The sequence below is a fragment of the Nocardia sp. NPDC052254 genome (assembly GCF_040679495.1).
In the GTDB taxonomy this organism is placed as follows: Bacteria; Actinomycetota; Actinomycetes; order Mycobacteriales; family Mycobacteriaceae; genus Nocardia.
Genome location: NZ_JBFAUW010000008.1, coordinates 222,787 through 241,809 on the forward strand (window position 1 = coordinate 222,787; position 19,023 = coordinate 241,809).

17 protein-coding genes and 1 riboswitch are annotated in these 19,023 nt (G+C 70.1%); of the genes, 8 read left to right on the top strand and 9 right to left on the bottom strand.

Annotated features, from left to right (window positions below; genetic code table 11):
- The first annotated feature begins 2 nt into the window (after nucleotides 1–2).
- Nucleotides 3–2,693: an RNA helicase gene (locus AB0L57_RS21420; RefSeq protein WP_364964792.1), complete on the top strand. Its 2,691-nt coding sequence runs from the start codon at nucleotides 3–5 to the stop codon at nucleotides 2,691–2,693.
- A gap of 105 nt (nucleotides 2,694–2,798) precedes the next feature.
- Nucleotides 2,799–3,560, top strand: a complete 762-nt coding sequence (locus AB0L57_RS21425; RefSeq protein WP_364964794.1) for a DUF4333 domain-containing protein — start codon at nucleotides 2,799–2,801, stop codon at nucleotides 3,558–3,560.
- A 49-nt stretch (nucleotides 3,561–3,609) separates the two neighbouring features.
- Here AB0L57_RS21425 and AB0L57_RS21430 read toward each other — a convergent pair whose 3' ends face one another.
- Entirely contained in the window at nucleotides 3,610–4,578 is a 969-nt protein-coding gene (locus tag AB0L57_RS21430) for a 5'-3' exonuclease (protein ID WP_364965077.1), read from the bottom strand.
- A gap of 103 nt (nucleotides 4,579–4,681) precedes the next feature.
- Between AB0L57_RS21430 and AB0L57_RS21435 the strand changes: the two genes are divergently transcribed.
- Complete coding sequence (locus AB0L57_RS21435; RefSeq protein ID WP_364964797.1) at nucleotides 4,682–5,809, top strand: Xaa-Pro peptidase family protein; 1,128 nt, start codon at nucleotides 4,682–4,684, stop codon at nucleotides 5,807–5,809.
- Nucleotides 5,810–5,812: 3 nt separating this feature from the next.
- Here AB0L57_RS21435 and AB0L57_RS21440 read toward each other — a convergent pair whose 3' ends face one another.
- Nucleotides 5,813–6,220: a PPOX class F420-dependent oxidoreductase gene (locus tag AB0L57_RS21440; protein WP_364964798.1), complete on the bottom strand. Its 408-nt coding sequence runs from the start codon at nucleotides 6,218–6,220 to the stop codon at nucleotides 5,813–5,815.
- Between the two features lie 106 nt (nucleotides 6,221–6,326).
- Here AB0L57_RS21440 and AB0L57_RS21445 point away from each other — a divergent pair, with 106 nt between their 5' ends.
- From AB0L57_RS21445 to AB0L57_RS21455, 3 genes are read left to right on the top strand one after another with little or no spacing between them, the layout of a single operon-like run.
- Nucleotides 6,327–7,082: an SDR family NAD(P)-dependent oxidoreductase gene (locus tag AB0L57_RS21445; RefSeq protein WP_364964801.1), complete on the top strand. Its 756-nt coding sequence runs from the start codon at nucleotides 6,327–6,329 to the stop codon at nucleotides 7,080–7,082.
- Nucleotides 7,079–8,302: a precorrin-6y C5,15-methyltransferase (decarboxylating) subunit CbiE gene (cbiE, locus tag AB0L57_RS21450; RefSeq protein WP_364965078.1), complete on the top strand. Its 1,224-nt coding sequence runs from the start codon at nucleotides 7,079–7,081 to the stop codon at nucleotides 8,300–8,302. Before AB0L57_RS21445 ends, cbiE begins: the two co-directional genes overlap by 4 nt.
- Nucleotides 8,299–9,045 (top strand): cobalt-precorrin-6A reductase, encoded by a 747-nt coding sequence (locus AB0L57_RS21455; protein ID WP_364965080.1) that lies wholly within the window; start codon nucleotides 8,299–8,301, stop codon nucleotides 9,043–9,045. Before cbiE ends, AB0L57_RS21455 begins: the two co-directional genes overlap by 4 nt.
- A 70-nt stretch (nucleotides 9,046–9,115) precedes the next feature.
- Here AB0L57_RS21455 and AB0L57_RS21460 read toward each other — a convergent pair whose 3' ends face one another.
- From AB0L57_RS21460 to AB0L57_RS21480, 5 genes are all read right to left on the bottom strand, one after another.
- The gene (locus AB0L57_RS21460) at nucleotides 9,116–10,738 is read right to left on the bottom strand and encodes a precorrin-2 C(20)-methyltransferase (protein WP_364964804.1); all 1,623 of its coding nucleotides are present in this window, start codon (nucleotides 10,736–10,738) and stop codon (nucleotides 9,116–9,118) included.
- Nucleotides 10,735–11,370 (bottom strand): precorrin-8X methylmutase, encoded by a 636-nt coding sequence (locus tag AB0L57_RS21465; protein ID WP_364964807.1) that lies wholly within the window; start codon nucleotides 11,368–11,370, stop codon nucleotides 10,735–10,737. Before AB0L57_RS21465 ends, AB0L57_RS21460 begins: the two co-directional genes overlap by 4 nt.
- A 195-nt stretch (nucleotides 11,371–11,565) precedes the next feature.
- Nucleotides 11,566–12,747, bottom strand: a complete 1,182-nt coding sequence (gene cobG / locus AB0L57_RS21470) for a precorrin-3B synthase (RefSeq protein WP_364964810.1) — start codon at nucleotides 12,745–12,747, stop codon at nucleotides 11,566–11,568.
- 48 nt (nucleotides 12,748–12,795) lie between these two features.
- The gene (locus tag AB0L57_RS21475; protein WP_364964813.1) at nucleotides 12,796–13,116 is read right to left on the bottom strand and encodes a hypothetical protein; all 321 of its coding nucleotides are present in this window, start codon (nucleotides 13,114–13,116) and stop codon (nucleotides 12,796–12,798) included.
- Between the two features lie 5 nt (nucleotides 13,117–13,121).
- Entirely contained in the window at nucleotides 13,122–13,364 is a 243-nt protein-coding gene (locus tag AB0L57_RS21480) for a hypothetical protein (RefSeq protein WP_364964815.1), read from the bottom strand.
- A gap of 192 nt (nucleotides 13,365–13,556) precedes the next feature.
- A riboswitch (cobalamin riboswitch) is annotated at nucleotides 13,557–13,681 on the top strand.
- Nucleotides 13,682–13,709: 28 nt separating this feature from the next.
- Between AB0L57_RS21480 and cobN the strand changes: the two genes are divergently transcribed.
- Nucleotides 13,710–17,342: a cobaltochelatase subunit CobN gene (gene cobN / locus AB0L57_RS21485; RefSeq protein ID WP_364964817.1), complete on the top strand. Its 3,633-nt coding sequence runs from the start codon at nucleotides 13,710–13,712 to the stop codon at nucleotides 17,340–17,342.
- An 85-nt stretch (nucleotides 17,343–17,427) separates the two neighbouring features.
- Nucleotides 17,428–17,805, top strand: coding sequence for a PPOX class F420-dependent oxidoreductase (locus AB0L57_RS21490; protein ID WP_364964819.1), 378 nt, complete (start codon nucleotides 17,428–17,430; stop codon nucleotides 17,803–17,805).
- Between the two features lie 13 nt (nucleotides 17,806–17,818).
- Here AB0L57_RS21490 and AB0L57_RS21495 read toward each other — a convergent pair whose 3' ends face one another.
- On the bottom strand, nucleotides 17,819–18,202 hold the full coding sequence (locus AB0L57_RS21495; protein WP_364964821.1) for a PPOX class F420-dependent oxidoreductase: 384 nt from the start codon (nucleotides 18,200–18,202) through the stop codon (nucleotides 17,819–17,821).
- Between the two features lie 40 nt (nucleotides 18,203–18,242).
- The gene (map, locus tag AB0L57_RS21500) at nucleotides 18,243–19,010 is read right to left on the bottom strand and encodes a type I methionyl aminopeptidase (RefSeq protein ID WP_364964824.1); all 768 of its coding nucleotides are present in this window, start codon (nucleotides 19,008–19,010) and stop codon (nucleotides 18,243–18,245) included.
- Nucleotides 19,011–19,023: the final 13 nt, after the last annotated feature.

Consider the following 19,023-nt stretch of genomic DNA (forward strand, 5'->3'; position numbering starts at 1 on the left):
GCGTGGGACAACCGTCGCTGACTGGCGAACTCGCGGCATTCGCCGCCGACCTGACATTCTCTCTGGACCCGTTTCAGCAGCAGGCCTGTACGGCGCTGCAGAACGGGCACAGTGTGCTCGTCTGCGCCCCGACCGGCGCCGGTAAGACCGTGGTCGGGGAATTCGCGGTTCATCTGGCGCGGGCGGCGGGCGGGAAATGCTTCTACACCACACCGATCAAGGCGCTGTCGAATCAGAAGTACGCCGATCTGGTGGAACGCTACGGCCGCGACGCGGTCGGCCTGCTCACCGGTGATCAGTCGATCAACCCCGGTGCCGGGGTCGTGGTGATGACCACCGAGGTGCTGCGCAACATGCTCTACGCGGGCTCCGATGCGCTGACCGCGTTGTCGCATGTGGTGATGGACGAGGTGCACTATCTGGCCGACCGGTTCCGCGGCGCGGTGTGGGAGGAGGTGATCCTGCATCTGCCGCCGGAGGTCCGGCTGGTGAGCCTGTCGGCGACGGTCAGCAACGCCGAGGAGTTCGGCGCCTGGATGGAGACCGTGCGCGGGGACACCACCGTCATCGTCGACGAGACCCGGCCGGTGCCGTTGTGGCAGCACGTCATGGTGGGGCGGCGGATGTTCGACCTGTTCGACGCCAAATCCAGCGAACAGAAGATCCTCGTCGACGAGGATCTCGTGCGCTACATCAAACATCGCGAGGCCAGCGACCGGATGAACGGCTGGTCGAATCCGCGCCACCGCGGTGGTCCCCGGCGCGACTTCCGGCCACTTCCCAGGCCCGAGATGCTCGCCCGCCTCGACGAGGAAGGACTGCTGCCCGCGATCACCTTCATTTTCAGCCGCGCCGGATGTGACGGCGCGCTGGCGCAATGCCTGCGGTCCAAACTCGATCTGAGCCGTCCGGAGGACGCACCGGCGGTCGAGGAGATCATCGAACGCCACACCGGTGATCTGCCTCGCGCCGATCTCGACGTACTCGGCTACTGGGAGTGGCGCGAGGCGCTCTACCGCGGACTGGCCGCCCACCACGCCGGAATGCTGCCGGCCTTCCGGCACACCGTGGAGGAACTGTTCGTCCGCGGTCTGGTCCGGGCCGTATTCGCCACGGAGACACTGGCTCTGGGCATCAACATGCCGGCCCGCACGGTGGTGCTGGAGCGGCTGGTGAAGTTCAACGGTGAGACCCACGCCGAGCTCACCCCGGGTGAGTACACCCAGCTGACCGGACGTGCGGGGCGCCGCGGTATCGATGTCGAGGGGCACGCCGTGGTGATGTGGCATCCCGATGTCGACACCAGCGCGGTGGCCGGGCTGGCCTCCACTCGCACCTATCCGCTGCGCAGTTCGTTCCGCCCCGGATACAACATGTCGATCAACCTGATCGACCGGATGGGCGCCGCGCAGTCACGTCAGCTGCTGGAACGCTCGTTCGCGCAGTTCCAGGCCGACCGATCGGTGGTGGGCCTGGTGCGCGGCATCGAGCGCAACGAGGCGCAGATCCGGAAGTTGCGTTCGCAGATCGGCGACGACGGTTTTCTCGAGTATCTGTCGCTGCGCGAACGCATCAAGCAGCGGGAGCGGGATCTGGAACGGCAGGGCCGGGCCGATCGGCGGGGTGCCGCGGCCGCCTCGCTGACCTCGCTGCGGCGCGGCGATGTGGTGGCCATTCCCACCGGCCGCCGCCAGGGCCTCGCGGTGATTCTGGAGCCGGATTCGAGTCCGGGCGATCCGCGTCCGCTGGTGCTGACCGCCGATACCTGGGCGGGGCGGGTGTCGGCCGCCGACTTCCCGACGCCCGCACAACCATTGGGCCGCATGCGGCTGCCGCGGCATGTCGATCACCGCACCGCGCGGGCCCGGCGCGATCTGGCCTCGGCACTGCGCAGCACCGGGATCTCGGTGCCGGGGCGCGGCCGGCGCGGCGGGCGTGCCCGGGCGGCCGACGATCGGGAGCTGGCGACATTGCGCCGTGCCCTGCGGGCTCATCCGGCCCACACCCGGCCCGATCGTGAACAGCTGGCCCGGGTGGGGGAGCGCTACAACCGGCTCGAGCGGGAGAACGAGTCGATGCGCCAGAAGGTCGCTGCCACCACCAATTCGCTCGCACGGACCTTCGATCGGATCGTGGCGTTGCTGACCGAACGTGGATATGTCGGTGACGGGGAGGTGACCGCCGACGGTCGCCGGCTCGCCCGCATCTACACCGAGGCGGATCTGGTCGTGGCCGAATGCTTGCGGCAGGGCATATGGAAGGGGCTCGGCGCGGCCGAACTCGCCGGAGTGGTGTCGGTGCTGGTGTTCGAATCGCGGCAGGAAGCCGGCTATCTGGGACCGGCCGGGCCGACCGAGCCGGTGCGCCGGGCGGCGGGCGCGACCATCGGCGTGTGGAGCCAGCTGCGCACCGACGAGGCCCGGCACAAGCTCGCCCCCACGCGGGAGCCGGATCTGGGCTTCGTCACCGGCATCTACAAGTGGGCCCGCGGTGATGGGTTGGCGGAATCGTTGCTGGCCAGCGGTGACCATGGCAGTGCCCTGTCGGCGGGCGATTTCGTGCGCTGGTGCCGGCAGGTGATCGATCTTCTCGATCAGATTCACCAGACCGCCGACGACACCGAAGTCGCCGCCACCGCCTCGAAGTCGGTGCGTGCGATCCGCCGAGGCGTTGTGGCGGTGGACGCCGCGTAGCGCCTGCGGCTGTGATTGGATGACTAACGGTACCGACCGTGGTGAGGGCCTGAATCACCTCACGCGGGGGGAAGTGAGACGACGAGTGCGAGTGGAGGCAGGCACATGAGCGGCCCGTACGGACCGAACGAGACCCCTGGTCCAGGGGAGGGCGCCAACGACCCGACCCAGCAGTGGTCCGGGCAGCAGCAGCCGGCTCAGTCCGGGCAGCCGCAGTGGGGTGGGCAGCAGCCGCAGCCGCAGTGGGGTGGTCAGCCCGCACCGTCGCAACAGCAGCAACAGCAGTGGGGGCAGCCACAACAGCCCCAGCAACCGCAGGCCCCGCAGCAGCCGCAGTGGGGCGGGCAGAGTCAGCCGTCGTGGCCGCAGCAGCCACCGGCGCAGCCGCAGCCGTGGGAGCCGACCCAGCAGCAGTGGGGTCAGCCGCCGCAGCCCTCGCAGCAGCAATGGGGCCAGCCCGTCCAGGGCCAGCAGCCGTGGGGCCAGCAACAGCCCGAGCAGCCCGGCCAGCAGCAGTGGGGTCAGCCCGAACCCCAGTTGACCGTCACCCCCGCCAAGAAGTCCCGCAAGGGCCTGCTCATCGGCGGTATCGGTGCGCTGGTCGTGGTCGTCGTCGCGGTGGTTCTCGCCTTCGTCTTCCTCGGTAGCGACAAGCTCGACAACAAGGCCGTGCAGGACGGGGTGCAGAAGGTCCTCAAAGACTCCTACGGCATCGACGACGTCGAGAGCGTCAGCTGCCCGTCGGGCGAGAAGGTCGAGACCGGAGCCACCTTCGACTGCACCCTGAAGGTCGGCGGCGAGCAGAAGAAGGTCACCGTCAAGATCACCAAGGACGACGGGACCTACGAGGTCGGCCGCCCCAACTGATGCCCGCGGTGCTCGGCGCATGCCGCCGAGCACCGGTGATCGGCCGCCGCTACTCGTGCGCGGCGGCGAGCGCGGCGATCAGGCGCTCGACGGGGCTCTCGGCGTTGTAATCGGACGCCAGCGCGCGTAACCGCGCGGGATCGACCGGTGCCGCCGGCAGCCGGTCGGGCCCGGAGTACTCCACCTCCGCATCACGGACCACCCGCACCACCGGAGCGGCGGCCTTCAGATAGTCCTCGGCGGCGGTCAGCTTCGCCCGGACTCCCCGGGCGAGTTCGGCCTCCGGATCGGCGACGGCGGCGACGAGCGCCTCCAGGGATCCGAACCGCGAGATCAATGTCGCCGCGGACTTGTCCCCGATGCCCGCGACGCCGGGCAGGCCATCGGAGGAATCGCCGCGCAGGGTCGCCATATCCGCGTAGGCCGGGCCCGCATTCTGCTGCGGCACACCGTATTTCGATGCCACCTCGGCAGGTCCGAGCAGTTCGGCCTTCGCGAGTCCGCGTCCGACGTAGAACACCCGCACCGGGGGCGCGTCGTCGCGCACGAGCTGGAGCAGATCGCGATCGCCGCTCACCACGACGACCTGGTCGTCGCGTTCGCGGGTGGCGAGGGTGCCGATCACGTCGTCGGCCTCCAGCCCGGCGGCGCCCGCGGTGGCGATACCCGCAGCGGCCAGCACCTCGGCGATCATCGCGACCTGCGGGGTGAGGGTGTCGGGCACCTCCTCGGCGCCCGGTGCCGCCCCGGCCGCGGAATCGAGCCGGTGAGCCTTGTAGGAGGGCACCAGCTCGACCCGGAAAGCCGGTCGCCAATCCAGGTCCAGGCACACCACCAGCCGGCCGGGCCGATGCCGGTTGATCAGCGCCGCGACCATATCGGTGAATCCGCGCAACGCGTTCACCGGGCGGCCGTCGGGCGCGGTGATCTTCTCCGGAATGGCGTAGAACGCCCGGAACCACAGACTCGCGCCGTCGAGCAGCAACAGCGGCCGGTCACTCGCACTGGGGGTGAGCATGGCGCAGACGCTACCGGGCCGCACCGACTCCCGGGCCGTGACCCGGTCGCGAACGTCGTGATCGTCCGGACCGCCCGGCAGGCGGCGGGTAACGTCGTATTGCATGAGCGCGCATACGGAGTCACGATTCGATGCCGAGATCTACGGCAAGCGGTTGGAGCGGGCAGCGGAACTGACCCGCGCGGCACATCTGGACGCGCTGTTGATCACGCCCGGCCCGGATCTGCGATATCTGCTGGGGTCCTCGGCCCAATCCTTCGAACGCCTGACCTGCCTGGTGATCCCGGCCAGTGGGGAGACGCCCTCGGTCGTGGTCCCGAAACTGGAACTCGCCTCGCTCGCTGGTTCGGCCGCCGGTGAACTCGGTGTGCACCTGGTGCCGTGGGTCGACGGTGTGGATCCGTACGGGGTCGTGAAGGCCACGCTGAACGCGGGCGCCCGGGTCGCGGTGGACGACGCCATGCCGGCCCTGCATCTGCTGCCGATCGCGGACGCGCTGACCACGCTGCCGGTGTCGGCCACCCCTATCCTGCGCCGGATCCGGATGATCAAGGACGAGGCCGAGATCGATGCGCTGCGCCGGGCGGGCGCGGCGATCGACCGGGTGCATGCCCGGATGGGGGAATGGTTGCGAGCCGGTCGCAGCGAAGCGGAGGTGGCCGCGGACATCAAGGCCGCGATCGTGGCGGAAGGCCACGACTACGCCGATTTCGTGATCGTGGGCAGCGGCCCCAACGGCGCCGACCCGCATCACGCCGAATCCGATCGGGTGATCGAAGCCGGGGACGTCGTGGTCGTCGACATCGGCGGTCCGGTGGCGCCGGGCTACTTCTCCGATTCCACTCGCACCTATGTGCTGGGCGAGCCGGCGCCGGAGATCGCCGAGTCGTACGCCGCACTGGAACGCGCGCAGGCCGCGGCGGTGGCCGCGGTACGCCCAGGGGTCACCGCCGCATCGGTGGACGCCGCGGCCCGGGATCTGTTGTCCGAGGCGGGATTCGGTGCGGCCTTCATCCACCGGACCGGTCACGGGATCGGCCTGTCGGTGCACGAGGAGCCCTATATCGTCGCGGGCAACGACATCGTGCTCGAGGCCGGCATGGCGTTCAGTGTCGAGCCGGGGATCTACTTCCGCGGTGAGTGGGGCGCCCGTATCGAGGACATCGTCATCGTCACCGAGGACGGCGGGGAGGCGGTCAACCGCCGCCCGCACGGCCTGGTCGTGCTCTGAGGTTCAGCCGCGCAGGGAGCTGCTCGACAGCACCCTGCGCGCACGCACCACGATGACCACCCGCTGCGGGTTCTCCCGCGGGATCCGGTAACGCTGGGCGTAGCGATGCTCGGCGTCGGCCACCTCGGCGGGCTCGGTCCACACCTCGGCCGGGCCCTCCAGGGTGAGCCAGCGCGGACCGTCGACCTGGCTGAGGGCGGCATAACCGGTGCGGCGCACATTGCGCGCCTTGGTGGTGGGGCCGCCGGTGATCACCCGCGCGAGCCCGGCTTCCGGGTCCCAGGTGAACCCGACCGCGACCACGTGCGGCGTGCCGTCGGCGCGCAGTGTGGTCAGTGTCGCCAGATGCCGCTCGGTGACGAATTCCGAGGCGGCGGGGGACAGCTCGATGCGCTGTGCGGTTCCGGTCATGGTTGCGACGCTAGCAACGGGCCCGGGCACGGCGGCGGGTGGCCGGTTTCCCGCCGGCCGTGACAGGTGTCCGGGTGTGCGCGGCGCCGGTGGCACACTGTCGTCCATGGGTGTGCGTGAAGTCGACGACGGTGTGATCGTGCTGCTGGGCGGGCGCAGTGAGATGGGCGTCGAGGTGGTGCGCCGGATCTGCGCCGGGCGCGATGTGGTGCTGGCGGCGCGGCGCAGCGGTGATCTGGCCGAGCAGCGTGCCGACCTGGAACGTGCCGGGGCCCGGCGAGTCGAGGCCGTGGAGTTCGATGCGGGCGCGCTGGACACCCATCAGCCACTGCTCGAGCGGATCGCCGACGAGTACGGCCGGATCGGTGTCGCGGTACTCGCCTTCGGCGTGCTGGGGGATCAGGCACGCGCGGAGAAGGATCCGGCCGCGGCCGTGGCGGTGCTCGAGGTCGATTTCCTGGCCCAGGTCAGCGTGCTGACGGTGCTGGCGAATCTGTTGCGCGCGCAGGGCAGTGGGCAGATGGTGGTGTTCAGCTCGGTAGCCGGGATCCGGGTGCGGCGCGCCAATTACGTCTACGGTTCCGGTAAGGCGGGCCTGGACGGCTTCGCCTCCGGACTGTCGGATGCCTTGCACGGCAGCGGTGTTCATCTGCTGCTGGTTCGCCCCGGATTCGTGATCGGCCGGATGACCGAGGGAATGAGCCCGGCGCCGCTGCCGTCCACACCGGAGCAGGTCGCCGAGGCGGTGGTCGCCGGATTGCGTCGCCGCGCCGCGCGGGTCTGGGTGCCGGGCCTGCTGCGCCCCGTCTACGCGGTGGCACGACTCGTGCCGCAGGCGATCTGGCGACGGTTGCCGCGCTGATGGCGCCGATCGCGGTCGTCGGTATCGGGGCGGACGGATGGCCGGGTCTGGCGGCCGGGGCGCGCGCCGAGGTCGCGGCCGCCGAGGTGCTGTTCGGATCGGCCCGGCAACTGGGGCTGATCCCCGGCGAGGTGACCCGGGCCGAGCGGTTGTCGTGGCCGACCCCGTTGCTGCCGGCATTACCGGATCTGCTCGACCGGCACCGGGACCGCCGCGTCTGTGTGCTGGCCAGCGGCGACCCCATGTTCTACGGAATCGGTGTCACATTGGCGAGATTGCTGGGGCCGCACGCGATCCGGGTGTTCCCGCAGCCGTCGTCGGCGGCACTGGCCTGCGCCCGGCTGGGCTGGGCGAGTGCGCACACACCCGTGGTGAGTGCGGTCGGGCGCCCGCTCGAGACGGTGCTGCCGGAGCTCGCCGACGGACGGCGGCTGCTGGTGCTCGGTGCCGACGAGCATTGCCCGGCGCGGCTCGCGGAGTTGTTGCGGCGCAACGGATACGGTGATTCACGGTTGACCGTACTCGAACAACTCGGCGGCCCCGGCGAACGGATCGTCACCGGCGTCGCCCGGGACTGGTCGCAGGCGCCCGGCGACCCGCTCGACATCGTCGCGGTGGAAGCGGTGCGCGATCCGGCGACGCCACGAACGACCCGGCTGCCCGGGCTGGCGGACACCGGCTACGGCGGGGACGGTCAGCTCACCAAAGCCGAGGTGCGCACCCTGTCGGTGGCCGCGCTCGCCCCGGCGCCCGGCGAACTGCTGTGGGATGTCGGCGGCGGCTCGGGCACCATCGCCATCGAATGGTGCCGCACCCACCCCGAATGCCGCGCGGTGAGCTTCGAGCGCAGTGCGGCCCGGCGCGATCAGATCGCCGCCAATGCGACGGCACTGGGCGTCCCCGGCATCGTGGTGCGCGGGGAGGTGCTCGACGCGCTGTCCGCGGCCGGTGCCGAACGTGCGCCGGACGCGGTGTTCCTCGGGGGCGGGCTCACCCAGAGCGGCGTTTTCGAGGCCTGCTGGGAGCGGTTGCGGCCGGGCGGGCGGCTGGTGGCCAACGCGGTGACCGCGGAATCGGAGACACTGCTGCTGCGCTGGGCCGCCGAGTACGGCGGCGACCTGCGCAAATTCCAGATCTACCGGGCCGAACCGCTGGGCGGATTCACCACGTGGCGGCCGCAGTTGCCGGTGACGCAGTGGACGGCGGTCAAACCGCGATGACGGTGAAGGTGTTGATCCTCGGCGGAACCCGGGAGGCTCGTGAGCTGGCCGGGCTGGCCACGGGCGATCCGGGATTCGAGGTCGTGTCCTCGCTCGCCGGGCGGGTGCGCGATCCCGTCCTACCGGTCGGTGAGGTCAGGATCGGGGGTTTCGGTGGCACCGAGGGCCTGCGGAAGTGGCTGGCCGACAACGATATCGATCTCGTCGTGGACGCGACCCACCCCTTCGCGGGCACCATCTCCGCGCACGCGGCCCAGGCCGCGGGGTCGGCAGGAGTGCCGTTGCTGCACGTGCGACGGCCCGGATGGGCCGAGCATCCGGACGATCACCGGCTGCGAGTTCCGGATCTGCCCGCCGCCGCGCGGACGGCGGCCGGCTACGAGCGGGTCTTTCTCACCATCGGCCGTCAGGGCGTGGCGCATTTCGCCGGGCTGACCCGGCCGTGGTTCCTGATCCGCGCCATCGACCCGCCCACCGGAGAGGTTCCGCCGCATCATCTGCTGCTGCTCGCGCGCGGCCCGTTCACGGTGGACACCGAGTTCGAACTGCTGCGTGAGCACCGGATCGATGCGCTGGTCACCAAGGACAGCGGTGGTGGCCTGACCGAGGCGAAATTGATCGCCGCGCGGCGCCGGGGGATCCCGGTGATACTCGTCGATCGACCGCCGGTTCCCGCGGGTGCCGATCGCGCCGAAACCGTTGCCGCGGCGTGGCGATGGTTACGGCAGCGCAGCCAGATCTGAACATCTGCTCAGCGGTGGCCCACGCCCGTGGCGATCGGAGCCGCGACGCGACTCGGCGGCAGGGTGGTGATCACCGCTCGGCGGTCGCGGTCCGTATATCGGGGTTCGCGGGCGTGCCGTAGCGACGGGAGGTGAAAACCCTGGTGCCGTGCGGGGTGTCGACGACCGCGGTCGTGGAGGCGCCGATGATGAGCAGGGTGCGCATGTCGACGTCGCCGGGGTCCAGTTCAGCGAGGGTGGTGACCCGGACCGACTCGGCCGGGCCACCGACATCTCGGCCGAGCACCACGGGGGTGTCGGGGTCGCGATGTTCGAGGACCAGTTCACGCATGGCGGCGACCTGGTGGCGGCGCCGGCTGGAGGCCGGGTTGTAGATCGCGATCGCCATATCGGCGGCGGCGACGGCCGAAATGCGTTGTGCCACCGTCTCCCACGGCTTCAGGCGATCGGACAGGGAGATCATCGCGAAATCGTGTCCGAGCGGTGCGCCGATCCGGGAGGCGACCGCACTCGCGGCGGTCACCCCGGGCAGCACTCGCACGGGCACATCGCGCCATTGCGGGTCGGCGGATTCTTCGACGACCGCCGCGGCCATCGCGAAGACTCCCGGATCGCCCGAGGACACCACCACCACGCGGGCCCCGGATTTCGCGAGATCCAAGGCCATCGCGGCACGTTCGGATTCGACGCGGTTGTCGCTGAGGTGCCGGCGCTGCCCCGGCCGCACCGGAACGCGGTCGACGTAGGTGGTGTAGCCGACGATATCGGTGGCCGCCGCCAGCGCGCGGGTGACCTCCGGAGTGGTCCACTGGGGTGATCCGGGACCCAGGCCGACCACGACCACCTCACCGATCTCCGCGGTGTCGGCATCGCGCCCGTCCTGGGCGGTGGCGGGGCCGTCGGTGAACGGTATCTCGGTGGTCGGGGTGGGACCGGGGACCACGGTGATGGCGAAGTAGGGGACGTCGGCGTCGGAGACCTCGGCGGCGGGCAGGATCCGCTGCCGTCCGGTGCTGGCACGTTCGACGTAGTACGCGCCGGACAGTCTGCCCGAGTCCGAGAGCGCTTGCCGCACACCGGGATAGGTGCGGCCCAGTTTCATGATCGCCGCGGCGTCGCAATCGGCGAGCCGGGCCGCGAGCTGATCGGGCGGCATGGTCCCGGGCAGCACGGTCAGTACCTGCTCGCCCTCCACCAGCGGGGTGCCCAGTGCCGCCGACGCCGCGCTCACCGAGGTGATACCGGGAACGATCTCGGCAGGGAAGCGATCGGCGAGCCGTCGGTGCATGTGCATGTAGGAGCTGTAGAACAGCGGGTCGCCCGCCGCGAGCAGGGCCACTGTGCGGCCCGCGGCGAGATGGGCCGCGAGCACCTCGGCGGCCTGTTCGTAGAACTCGTCGATGGCGCCCTGATAGCCACCCGGATGATCGGTGGTCTCGGTGGTGACCGGATACACCAGATGTTCCTCGAGCTGGCCGTCATGCAGGTACGGCGCCGCGATGGACCGCGAGATGCTGCGGCCGTGGCGGGCGCTGTGGAAGGCGATGACATCGGCGGCCGCGATGATGCGAGCGGCCTTCACCGTCACCAGTTCCGGGTCGCCGGGCCCGAGCCCCACACCCCACAATTTCCCGGGAGCGACAGCTGCCGCGTCGTGCGCGGATTCCGTTCCGGGGCGCTGAGTTTCGCTCATTCCTGTTCGCTCGCGATCGCATTGAGGGCGGCCGCGGTGATCGCGCTGCCGCCGCGGCGGCCGTGCACGGTGAGGTATTCGACGCCGCCGTATTCGGCGAGGGCCCGCTTGGATTCGGCGGCGCCGATGAAGCCCACCGGAATCCCGAGGATCGCCGCGGGGCGGGGCGCGCCCGCGTCGAGCATGTCGAGCAGGTGGAACAGGGCGGTGGGCGCATTCCCGATCGCCACCACCGCGCCGCCGAGCCGTGTGCGCCACAGTTCCAGTGCCGCGGCCGATCTGGTGTTGCCCAGCCGCTGTGCCAGTTCGGGAACGCGCGGATCGGACAGCAGGCACAGCACGTCGTTGTCGGCGGGCAGACGCTTGCGGGTGACTCCGGAGGCGACCATCGTGGCATCGCACAGGATCGGCGCGCCGGCGCGCAGGGCGGTGCGCGCGGCCGTCACCACATCGGGGGTGTGCGAGATGTCGGTGGTGAGGTCGACCTGCCCGCAGGCGTGGATCATGCGCACCACGACCTGCGCGACGTCCGCCGGAAACCGGGCCAGATCGGCTTCGGCCCGAATGGTCGCGAACGACCGCCGATAGATCTCGGCCCCGTCGGTGAGGTAGCTGGTACGCACGTCGGACATGGGGTTCACCCTAGCGGTGGGAATGTGGCCCGCAGGCGGCAGCGTGCGTAACCACGGAGGGCCCGCGTGGACGCCGCTATCGGGTGCCGCGGTGGGAATGTGGCCCGCAGGCGGCAGCGTGCGTAATCATGAAGGGTCGCGTGGACGCCGCCATCGGGTGCCGCGGTGGGAACGCGGCCCTCGCCGGTGGGCCGCTCAGGGGCCGGTGATCCGGTAACCGCCGGGTTCGGCGACCACATCGGTGACCGCGCCGGGCGGGCGTCCGCAGCGGCGATCACACCCCGACCAGTGCTGACGTCCGGCCGCGACCACATGATCGGCGTCGATTCCGGTGCCGTCGGGTGCGGGCGCGCCGCCGGGGACGACCCGTCCGGACGCGACGGCCGCGGCGGCATCGGCGCGCACATCGGTGAGTGACTTCGCGCATCCGGGCCGCCCGGCACAGGCGGACATCAGCAGCCACGGTGAGGCCGCGTCGAAGATCAAGCCCATCGGCGCCAGTACCCGTACCACCTGTTCGGCGGTCCATTCGTCGAGATCCGCGAGCAGCAGACTACGCCAGGGGGTGATGACGATCGGATGTTCCACCGCCGCGAGGAATTCGGCGGTCCGGGCCGGCAGGGCGCCGAGCGGGACGGCCGCGCCCAATGCGATCCGATCGCCGGGCTGCGGTAGCCAGCCGATCGGAATGTCTTGTCGGGCAGTGAATTCCACCGGTGCGGCCGCCGGGCGCAGGGGTAGGTCATCGAGAATCCGCGCGGGCCCGTCGGCGATCTCGCGCAGCCGCCACCGCGCACCGCGCAGCCGCTGGAAGCTGTGCGCCGCCGCGAGGATCGTCGACACCGCCCGTCCGGCGGGGATCCGCGCGCCGGAATCAGCTCCGGCCAGCACGAGCGCGTATTCGCCGGGGCCGGTGGCGTGGATGCCGATGTCGCCGCCGAATCCGCTGACGTCCCCGCGCCCGTCGTCGAGGGTGAACAGGACCCGACCGGGCAGTTCGGCGAGTTCGGCCGCGGCCCGTAGCCCCGTGTCGAGCTCGGCCGCCAGCGGGCGCACATCGGCGATGCCGCCGATCCGGCCCGACAGTGGCGAGGCGACGATGTTGCGGACGCGCTCGTGTGTGGGTGAGGGCAGCAGACCGGCGGTGCCGAGCCGCTGTGCCAGCGCGGCCGCGTCGTGCATCTGGCGCAATTGCACATTGCCGCGTGAGGTCAGCTCGATGGTGCCGTCGCCGAGATCGGCCGCCGCGCTCGCCAGCGCCCGCAATTGATCGGGCGTCAGCACGCCGCCGGGCAGCCGGATCCGGGCCAGCGGGCCGTCCGCGGCCTGGTGCAAGCGGAGCACGCCGGGGCAGGAGTCGGGGGCGGATCGCGTCATGATCGTTCCAGCCTACGAGGCTCGCGCGGCGCCGGAAGGGGGCGCCGGTCAGTGACCGCGTCGCAGCATCGGCCGGGGATCGCGGGGCAGACCGCTGGAGTCGAAGGCGGGGCCGGGCCAGGAATCCGACAGCAGATTCGGGATGGCGTGGTGGGTGACCCGGTCGTGATGGGCTGTCGCGCCGAACAGGCTGATGCCGCCGATGAACGCCACCGCGCAGATGATCCCCGCCGTCAACGCCCAGCCCCGGTGTCCAGTACCGGCGGCGGTGAGGCCCATCGCCAGGGTCGCGAATCCGATCAGAACGCAGAAGTAGCTGGTCCAGGCCACGCGGCGATTACGCCGGACCCAACTCGGTGTATCGGACATTCCGATCACCGACCTTCCGGCCCGCTTCCACCGCGTGCGCGCATGACCAACTTCCACAGCCGTTCGTCGGCGTAGGTGTTGTCGAGCAGGTGCGGAGTCACATGCCGGTCGGCGCGATCACGGCGCACGGTGGACTCGAATACCAGCAATCCGAAGATCGCCACGACGGCACAGGCACCGGCGGCGACGAGCAGCAGCCCGCCACGCCCACCGGCCGCAGCGGCAAGAGCCATTGCCAGCAATGCCACAGCAATCATCATGCATACAATTCCCGACCAGGCGGCGAAGCGATTCCGCCTGGCCCATCCCGGTGAGTTTGGCATACACACAGCGTACGCCGGGGTCATGGTCTCGGATATGGCGATCGGCGTCGTTGTGGACCGCATTGCGTCCCAACGGAAACCACATCGAGATCTGCCACCGTGCGGGCGGAGCAGGGCTCGGAGCGGGCCGGGTGCGGCGGCGCGATAGCATCCGGGTTGCTCGCTCTACGAGGAATCCGGTGGAATTCCGGTGCGGTCGCGCCACTGTGACAGTCAGACCCTCCGGGCGGGCAGCCGAATCCGCGATGGGCGCGTCACCCGAGGAGAACTGTGATCCTGCTGCTGTCCACCTCCGACACCGATCTGCTGTCCGCGCGGGCCAGCGGCGCCGGCTACCGGCTGGGCAATCCGGCCCGGCTGCTGGTCGAGGACCTGCCTGAACTGCTGACCGGGGTCGATCTGATCGTGGTGCGGATCCTGGGCGGGCGCCGGGCCTGGGAGGAGGGCCTGGACGCGCTGCGGGCCAGTGGTATCGCCCTGGTCGCACTCGGTGGCGAGATGGCACCCGATGCCGAGTTGATGGAGTGCTCCACCGTTCCCGGCGGCGTCGCCGCGGACGCGCACAACTACCTTGCCGCCGGTGGCGCGGACAATCTGCGTCAGTTGCACAACTTCCTGTCCGACACGGTGCTGCTGACCGGTCACGGCTTCGAGCCGCCGGTGCAGCTGCCGTCCTGGGGTGAGCTCGAGCGGACGCCAGAGGCGTTGACCGGTAACGACTCTCGGATTCCGGGTCGCGTCCCGACGGTGGCCGTCCTGTACTACCGGGCACAGCATCTGGCCGGGAACACCGCCTATGTGGAGGCGCTGTGCACGGCGCTGGAACAGGCGGGTGCCCGGCCGCTGCCGCTGTACTGCGCGTCGCTGCGCAATGCCGAGCCGGAACTGATGGACACCCTGCGTGGGGCCGACGCCCTGGTGGTGACGGTGCTGGCGGCCGGTGGCACGAAACCCGCCACCGCCTCGGCGGGCGGTGACGACGAGGCCTGGGATATCGGCGCGCTGGCGGATCTGGATGTGCCGATCCTGCAGGGGTTGTGCCTGACCAGCGGGCGCGCCCAGTGGGAGGACAACGACGACGGCCTGTCGCCGCTGGATGTGGCCACCCAGGTCGCGGTGCCGGAATTCGACGGGCGCATCATCACGGTGCCGTTCTCGTTCAAGGAGTTCGACGCCGACGGATTGTCCGCCTACGTCCCCGATCCGGAGCGCGCGGCGCGGGTCGCGGGAATCGCGGTCCGCCATGCGCGCCTGCGGTATCTGCCCGCCGGACGGCGCCGGATCGCCCTGATGCTGTCCGCCTACCCGACCAAACATGCCCGCATCGGCAATGCCGTGGGCCTGGACACGCCCGCGAGCGCGATCCGATTGCTCACCGAGATGAGTTCGGCCGGTTACGATCTCGGCGATCCGGGTCAGGTGCCGGGGCTGCTCGAACGCGATGGCGACGCACTCATCCACGCGCTGATCGCGGCCGGCGGCCAGGATCAGGACTGGCTCAGTGCCGAACAGCTGGAAGGTAATCCGATCCGGATCGGCGCCCGGCAGTACGCGTCCTGGTTCGCGACCCTTCCCGAGCAGTTGCGCACCGCGGTGATCGAGGCGTGGGGACCGCCGCCGGGTGAGTTGTTCGTCGATCGCTCCGTCGATCCCGACGGCGAGATCGTCATCGCCGCACTGCGTTTCGGCAATATCGTGCTGCTGGTACAGCCGCCGCGCGGATTCGGCGAGAACCCGGTCGCGATCTACCACGATCCGGATCTGCCGCCGAGCCACCACTATCTGGCGGTCTATCGATGGCTGTCGGCGCCGGCCGAGGGCGGTGGCTTCGGTGCCGACGCCATGGTGCATCTGGGCAAGCACGGCAATCTGGAGTGGCTGCCCGGTAAGACCCTCGGCATGTCGGCGGCATGCGGGACCGATGCCGCGCTCGGCGATCTGCCGCTGATCTACCCGTTCCTGGTCAACGATCCCGGCGAGGGTACGCAGGCCAAGCGCCGCGCCCACGCCACCCTGGTCGATCATCTGATCCCGCCGATGGCCCGCGCGGAGACCTACGGCGATATCGCGCGCCTGGAGCAACTGCTCGATGAGCACGCCAACATCTCGACGCTGGACCCGGCCAAACTGCCGGCCATCCGCCAGCAGATCTGGACCCTCATGCGGGCCGCGAAGATGGACCACGATCTGGGCCTGGACGAACGGCCCGACGAGGAATCCTTCGACGACATGCTGCTGCACGTCGACGGCTGGCTGTGCGAGATCAAGGACGTCCAGATCCGCGACGGCCTGCACATCCTGGGGCAGGCGCCGGTCGGTGAGGGCGAACTGGACCTGGTGCTGGCCATGTTGCGCGCGCGTCAGCTCTGGGGCGGTGAGTTCGCGGTGCCCGGCCTCCGCGAGGCCCTGGGACTCGACGAGTCCGGTGCGGAGGTTCGCGAACGGGTCGACGCCGTCGAACAGCGGGCCCGTCGCCTGCTCGGTGAGTTGCAGGCCGCGGACTGGTCCGCGCGGGTCGCCGACGAACTCGTGGCCCGGCACGAACCGGAGGTCGCGAACCCGCAAACACTGGTCGAGGTCCTGCGTTTCGCCGCCACCGAAGTCGTGCCCCGGCTGCGGCAGACCGGCGTCGAGATCGGCCGCATCCTGCACGCTCTCGACGGCGGCTTCATTCCGGCCGGTCCGAGCGGTTCACCGCTGCGCGGGCTGATCAATGTCCTGCCCACCGGCCGCAACTTCTATTCGGTGGATCCGAAGGCGGTGCCGTCGCGGCTGGCCTGGGAAACCGGTCAGGCCATGGCGGATTCGCTGCTCGAGCGCTATCTGGCCGATCACGGCGAATACCCGCGTTCGGTGGGCCTGTCGGTGTGGGGCACCTCCGCCATGCGGACCGCCGGTGACGATATCGCCGAGGTTTTCGCCCTGCTCGGGGTGCGGCCGGTGTGGGACGAGGCGAGCCGTCGGGTGACCCGGCTCGAAGTGATCGAGCAGGCGGAGCTGGGCCGGCCGCGCATCGACGTCACGGTCCGGATCTCCGGCTTCTTCCGCGACGCCTTCCCGCACGTCCTGGCGCTACTCGACGACGCGGTGCGGTTGGTGGCGGGTCTGGACGAGCCGGCGGAGTCGAATTACGTTCGCGCGCACACCGATGCGGATCTCGGCGAGCACGGTGACCACCGGCGCGCGACCACCCGGATCTTCGGTTCCAAGCCCGGCACCTACGGCGCCGGCCTGCTGCAATTGATCGATTCCAAGAGCTGGCGCACCGACGACGACCTCGCGCAGGTCTACACCACCTGGGGTGGCTACGCCTACGGCCGGGATCTCGACGGCGCCCCCGCGGCCGACGATATGCGCGCCGCATACCGCCGCATCGCCGTCGCGGCCAAGAACACCGACACCCGCGAGCACGACATCGCCGATTCCGACGACTACTTCCAGTACCACGGCGGCATGGTCGCCGCGGTCCGGGCGCTGACCGGCAGGAACCCGGAGGCCTACATCGGCGACAGCACCCGCCCGGACTCGGTCCGGACCCGGACGCTGTCGGAGGAGACCACCCGGGTGTTCCGCTCGCGAGTGGTCAATCCGCGCTGGCTCGAGGCGATGCGCCGGCACGGATACAAGGGTGCGTTCGAGATGGCCGCGACGGTGGACTATCTGTTCGGATACGACGCCACCACCAATGTGGTCGCCGACTGGATGTACGAGAAGCTCTCGGAGAGCTACGTTTTCGATGAGGTCAACCGCAAGTTCATGACCGAGTCGAATCCGTGGGCGCTGCACGGCATCGCCGAACGGCTGCTCGAGGCCGCCGAACGCAAGCTGTGGGAAGCGCCGCAGCCGGAGACGCTGGATCGGTTGCGTCAGATCTACCTGGAGACCGAGGGCGAGCTCGAATAGGCCGGGCCGTTACGTCGAGGTGCGGATCGGGGAATGCGTCCGCGGACCGATGTCGGCGACCATTGCGGCTCGTACTGTCGAATGCATGAACTGGAACGAGCTCGCACACCAGAAGTACGTGCTCCTCACCACCTACAAGAAGGACGGCACGCCGGTCGCGACGCCGGTCTGGGTGGCCCCCGACGGCGACGACCTGGTGGTGTGGACCAATCCGAAGACCTGGAAGGTCAAGCGGCTGCACCGAAACCCGGAGGTGACGGTGCAGCCCTGTGATTCGCGCGGCCGCCCCAAGGATTCGCAGGTGAGCCCCGGGACCGCGCGCATCCTCGATGCCGACGGCACCGACCGGGTCCGCGATCTCATCGCGCACAAGTACGGAGTGATCGGCACGGTCTTCATCCGCGGGCACCGGCTGATCCGCGGCCGCGACGGGTCGGTCGGATTGGCGATCGTGGCGCGGTAGGCGGCGCCGGCGATCAGCCCGCGGCGGTGATCTCGATCCCGATCGTGCCCTTGCGCCCGCGCCGCAGCACACTTCCGGTCACGACCAGCCACCCCATCAGCGAGTATTTACGTTTGATGAGCGAGCGCACCCGGTCACTGCCCGCCTCGTCGAGGACGGTGCCGGTGCCGCGGACGACCTCGCCGTGCGGTGTGCCGGAGTAATTGCACGGCTGCAGCGTCACCTCGGCATTGCGGCGCAGGCGCTTGACCTTCCAGCTGTTGGTTTCGGTCCAGACGTAGAGCCGGGCATCGTCGAGTGCCGCCCATACCGGGGTCGCGACGGCGGTGCCGTTCGCACGGAACGTCGTCAGAAGCACATAGTTCGCGGTACCGGCCGGGCCGAAGGGATTGTCCACAGCGAGGCAGCCTAGCCGGTATCGGTGAGATGCCGTCGAATCAGACGGCGTGGGTGAGGATTTCGGGGCCGTGCTCGGTGACGGCGACGGTGTGTTCGGAATGGGCGGTGCGGGAGCCGTCCGCGGAACGGATCGTCCAGCCGTCCGGATCGACGATGATGCGGTCGGTGGTGCGGGCGAACCACGGCTCGATCGCGATGGTCAGTCCGGGGACCAGCCGCATCCCGCGCCCGGCTCGGCCGTCGTTGGGAATGTGCGGATCCTCGTGCATGGTCCGGCCCAGTCCGTGACCGCCGAATTCGGTGTTGACCGGGTAACCGTGGCGGCGTGCCACGGCCGCGACGGCCGCGGAGACATCGCCGAGCCGCCCACCCGGGCGGGCGGCGGCCACCGCCGCGGCCAGGGCCTCCTCGGTGGCGGTGACCAGGCGCTGATCCTCGGGATCGGGGGTGCCGACGATGGTGGTGACCGCGGCATCGGCGACCCAGCCGTCGACCTCGACCGCGAGATCCATGGTCAGTACGTCACCGTCGCGCAGCGAGTAGTCGTGCGGGAGTCCGTGCAGCACCGCGTCGTTGACCGACAGGCAGACGGTGTTGCGGAACGGGCCGCGCCCGAAGGAGGGGGAGTAGTCCCAGTAGCACGACACCGCACCTCGCTCGTGAATGCGTTCGCGCACATGCTGTTCGAGATCGAGCAGATTCACTCCGATCGCGGCCTGTTCGCGCAGTTCCGCGAGTACCTGGGCGACGAACTGCCCCGCTGTGCGCATGTGTTCGATCTCGTCTGGGGTCTTCAATTCGACCATGGAACCTCCGTTT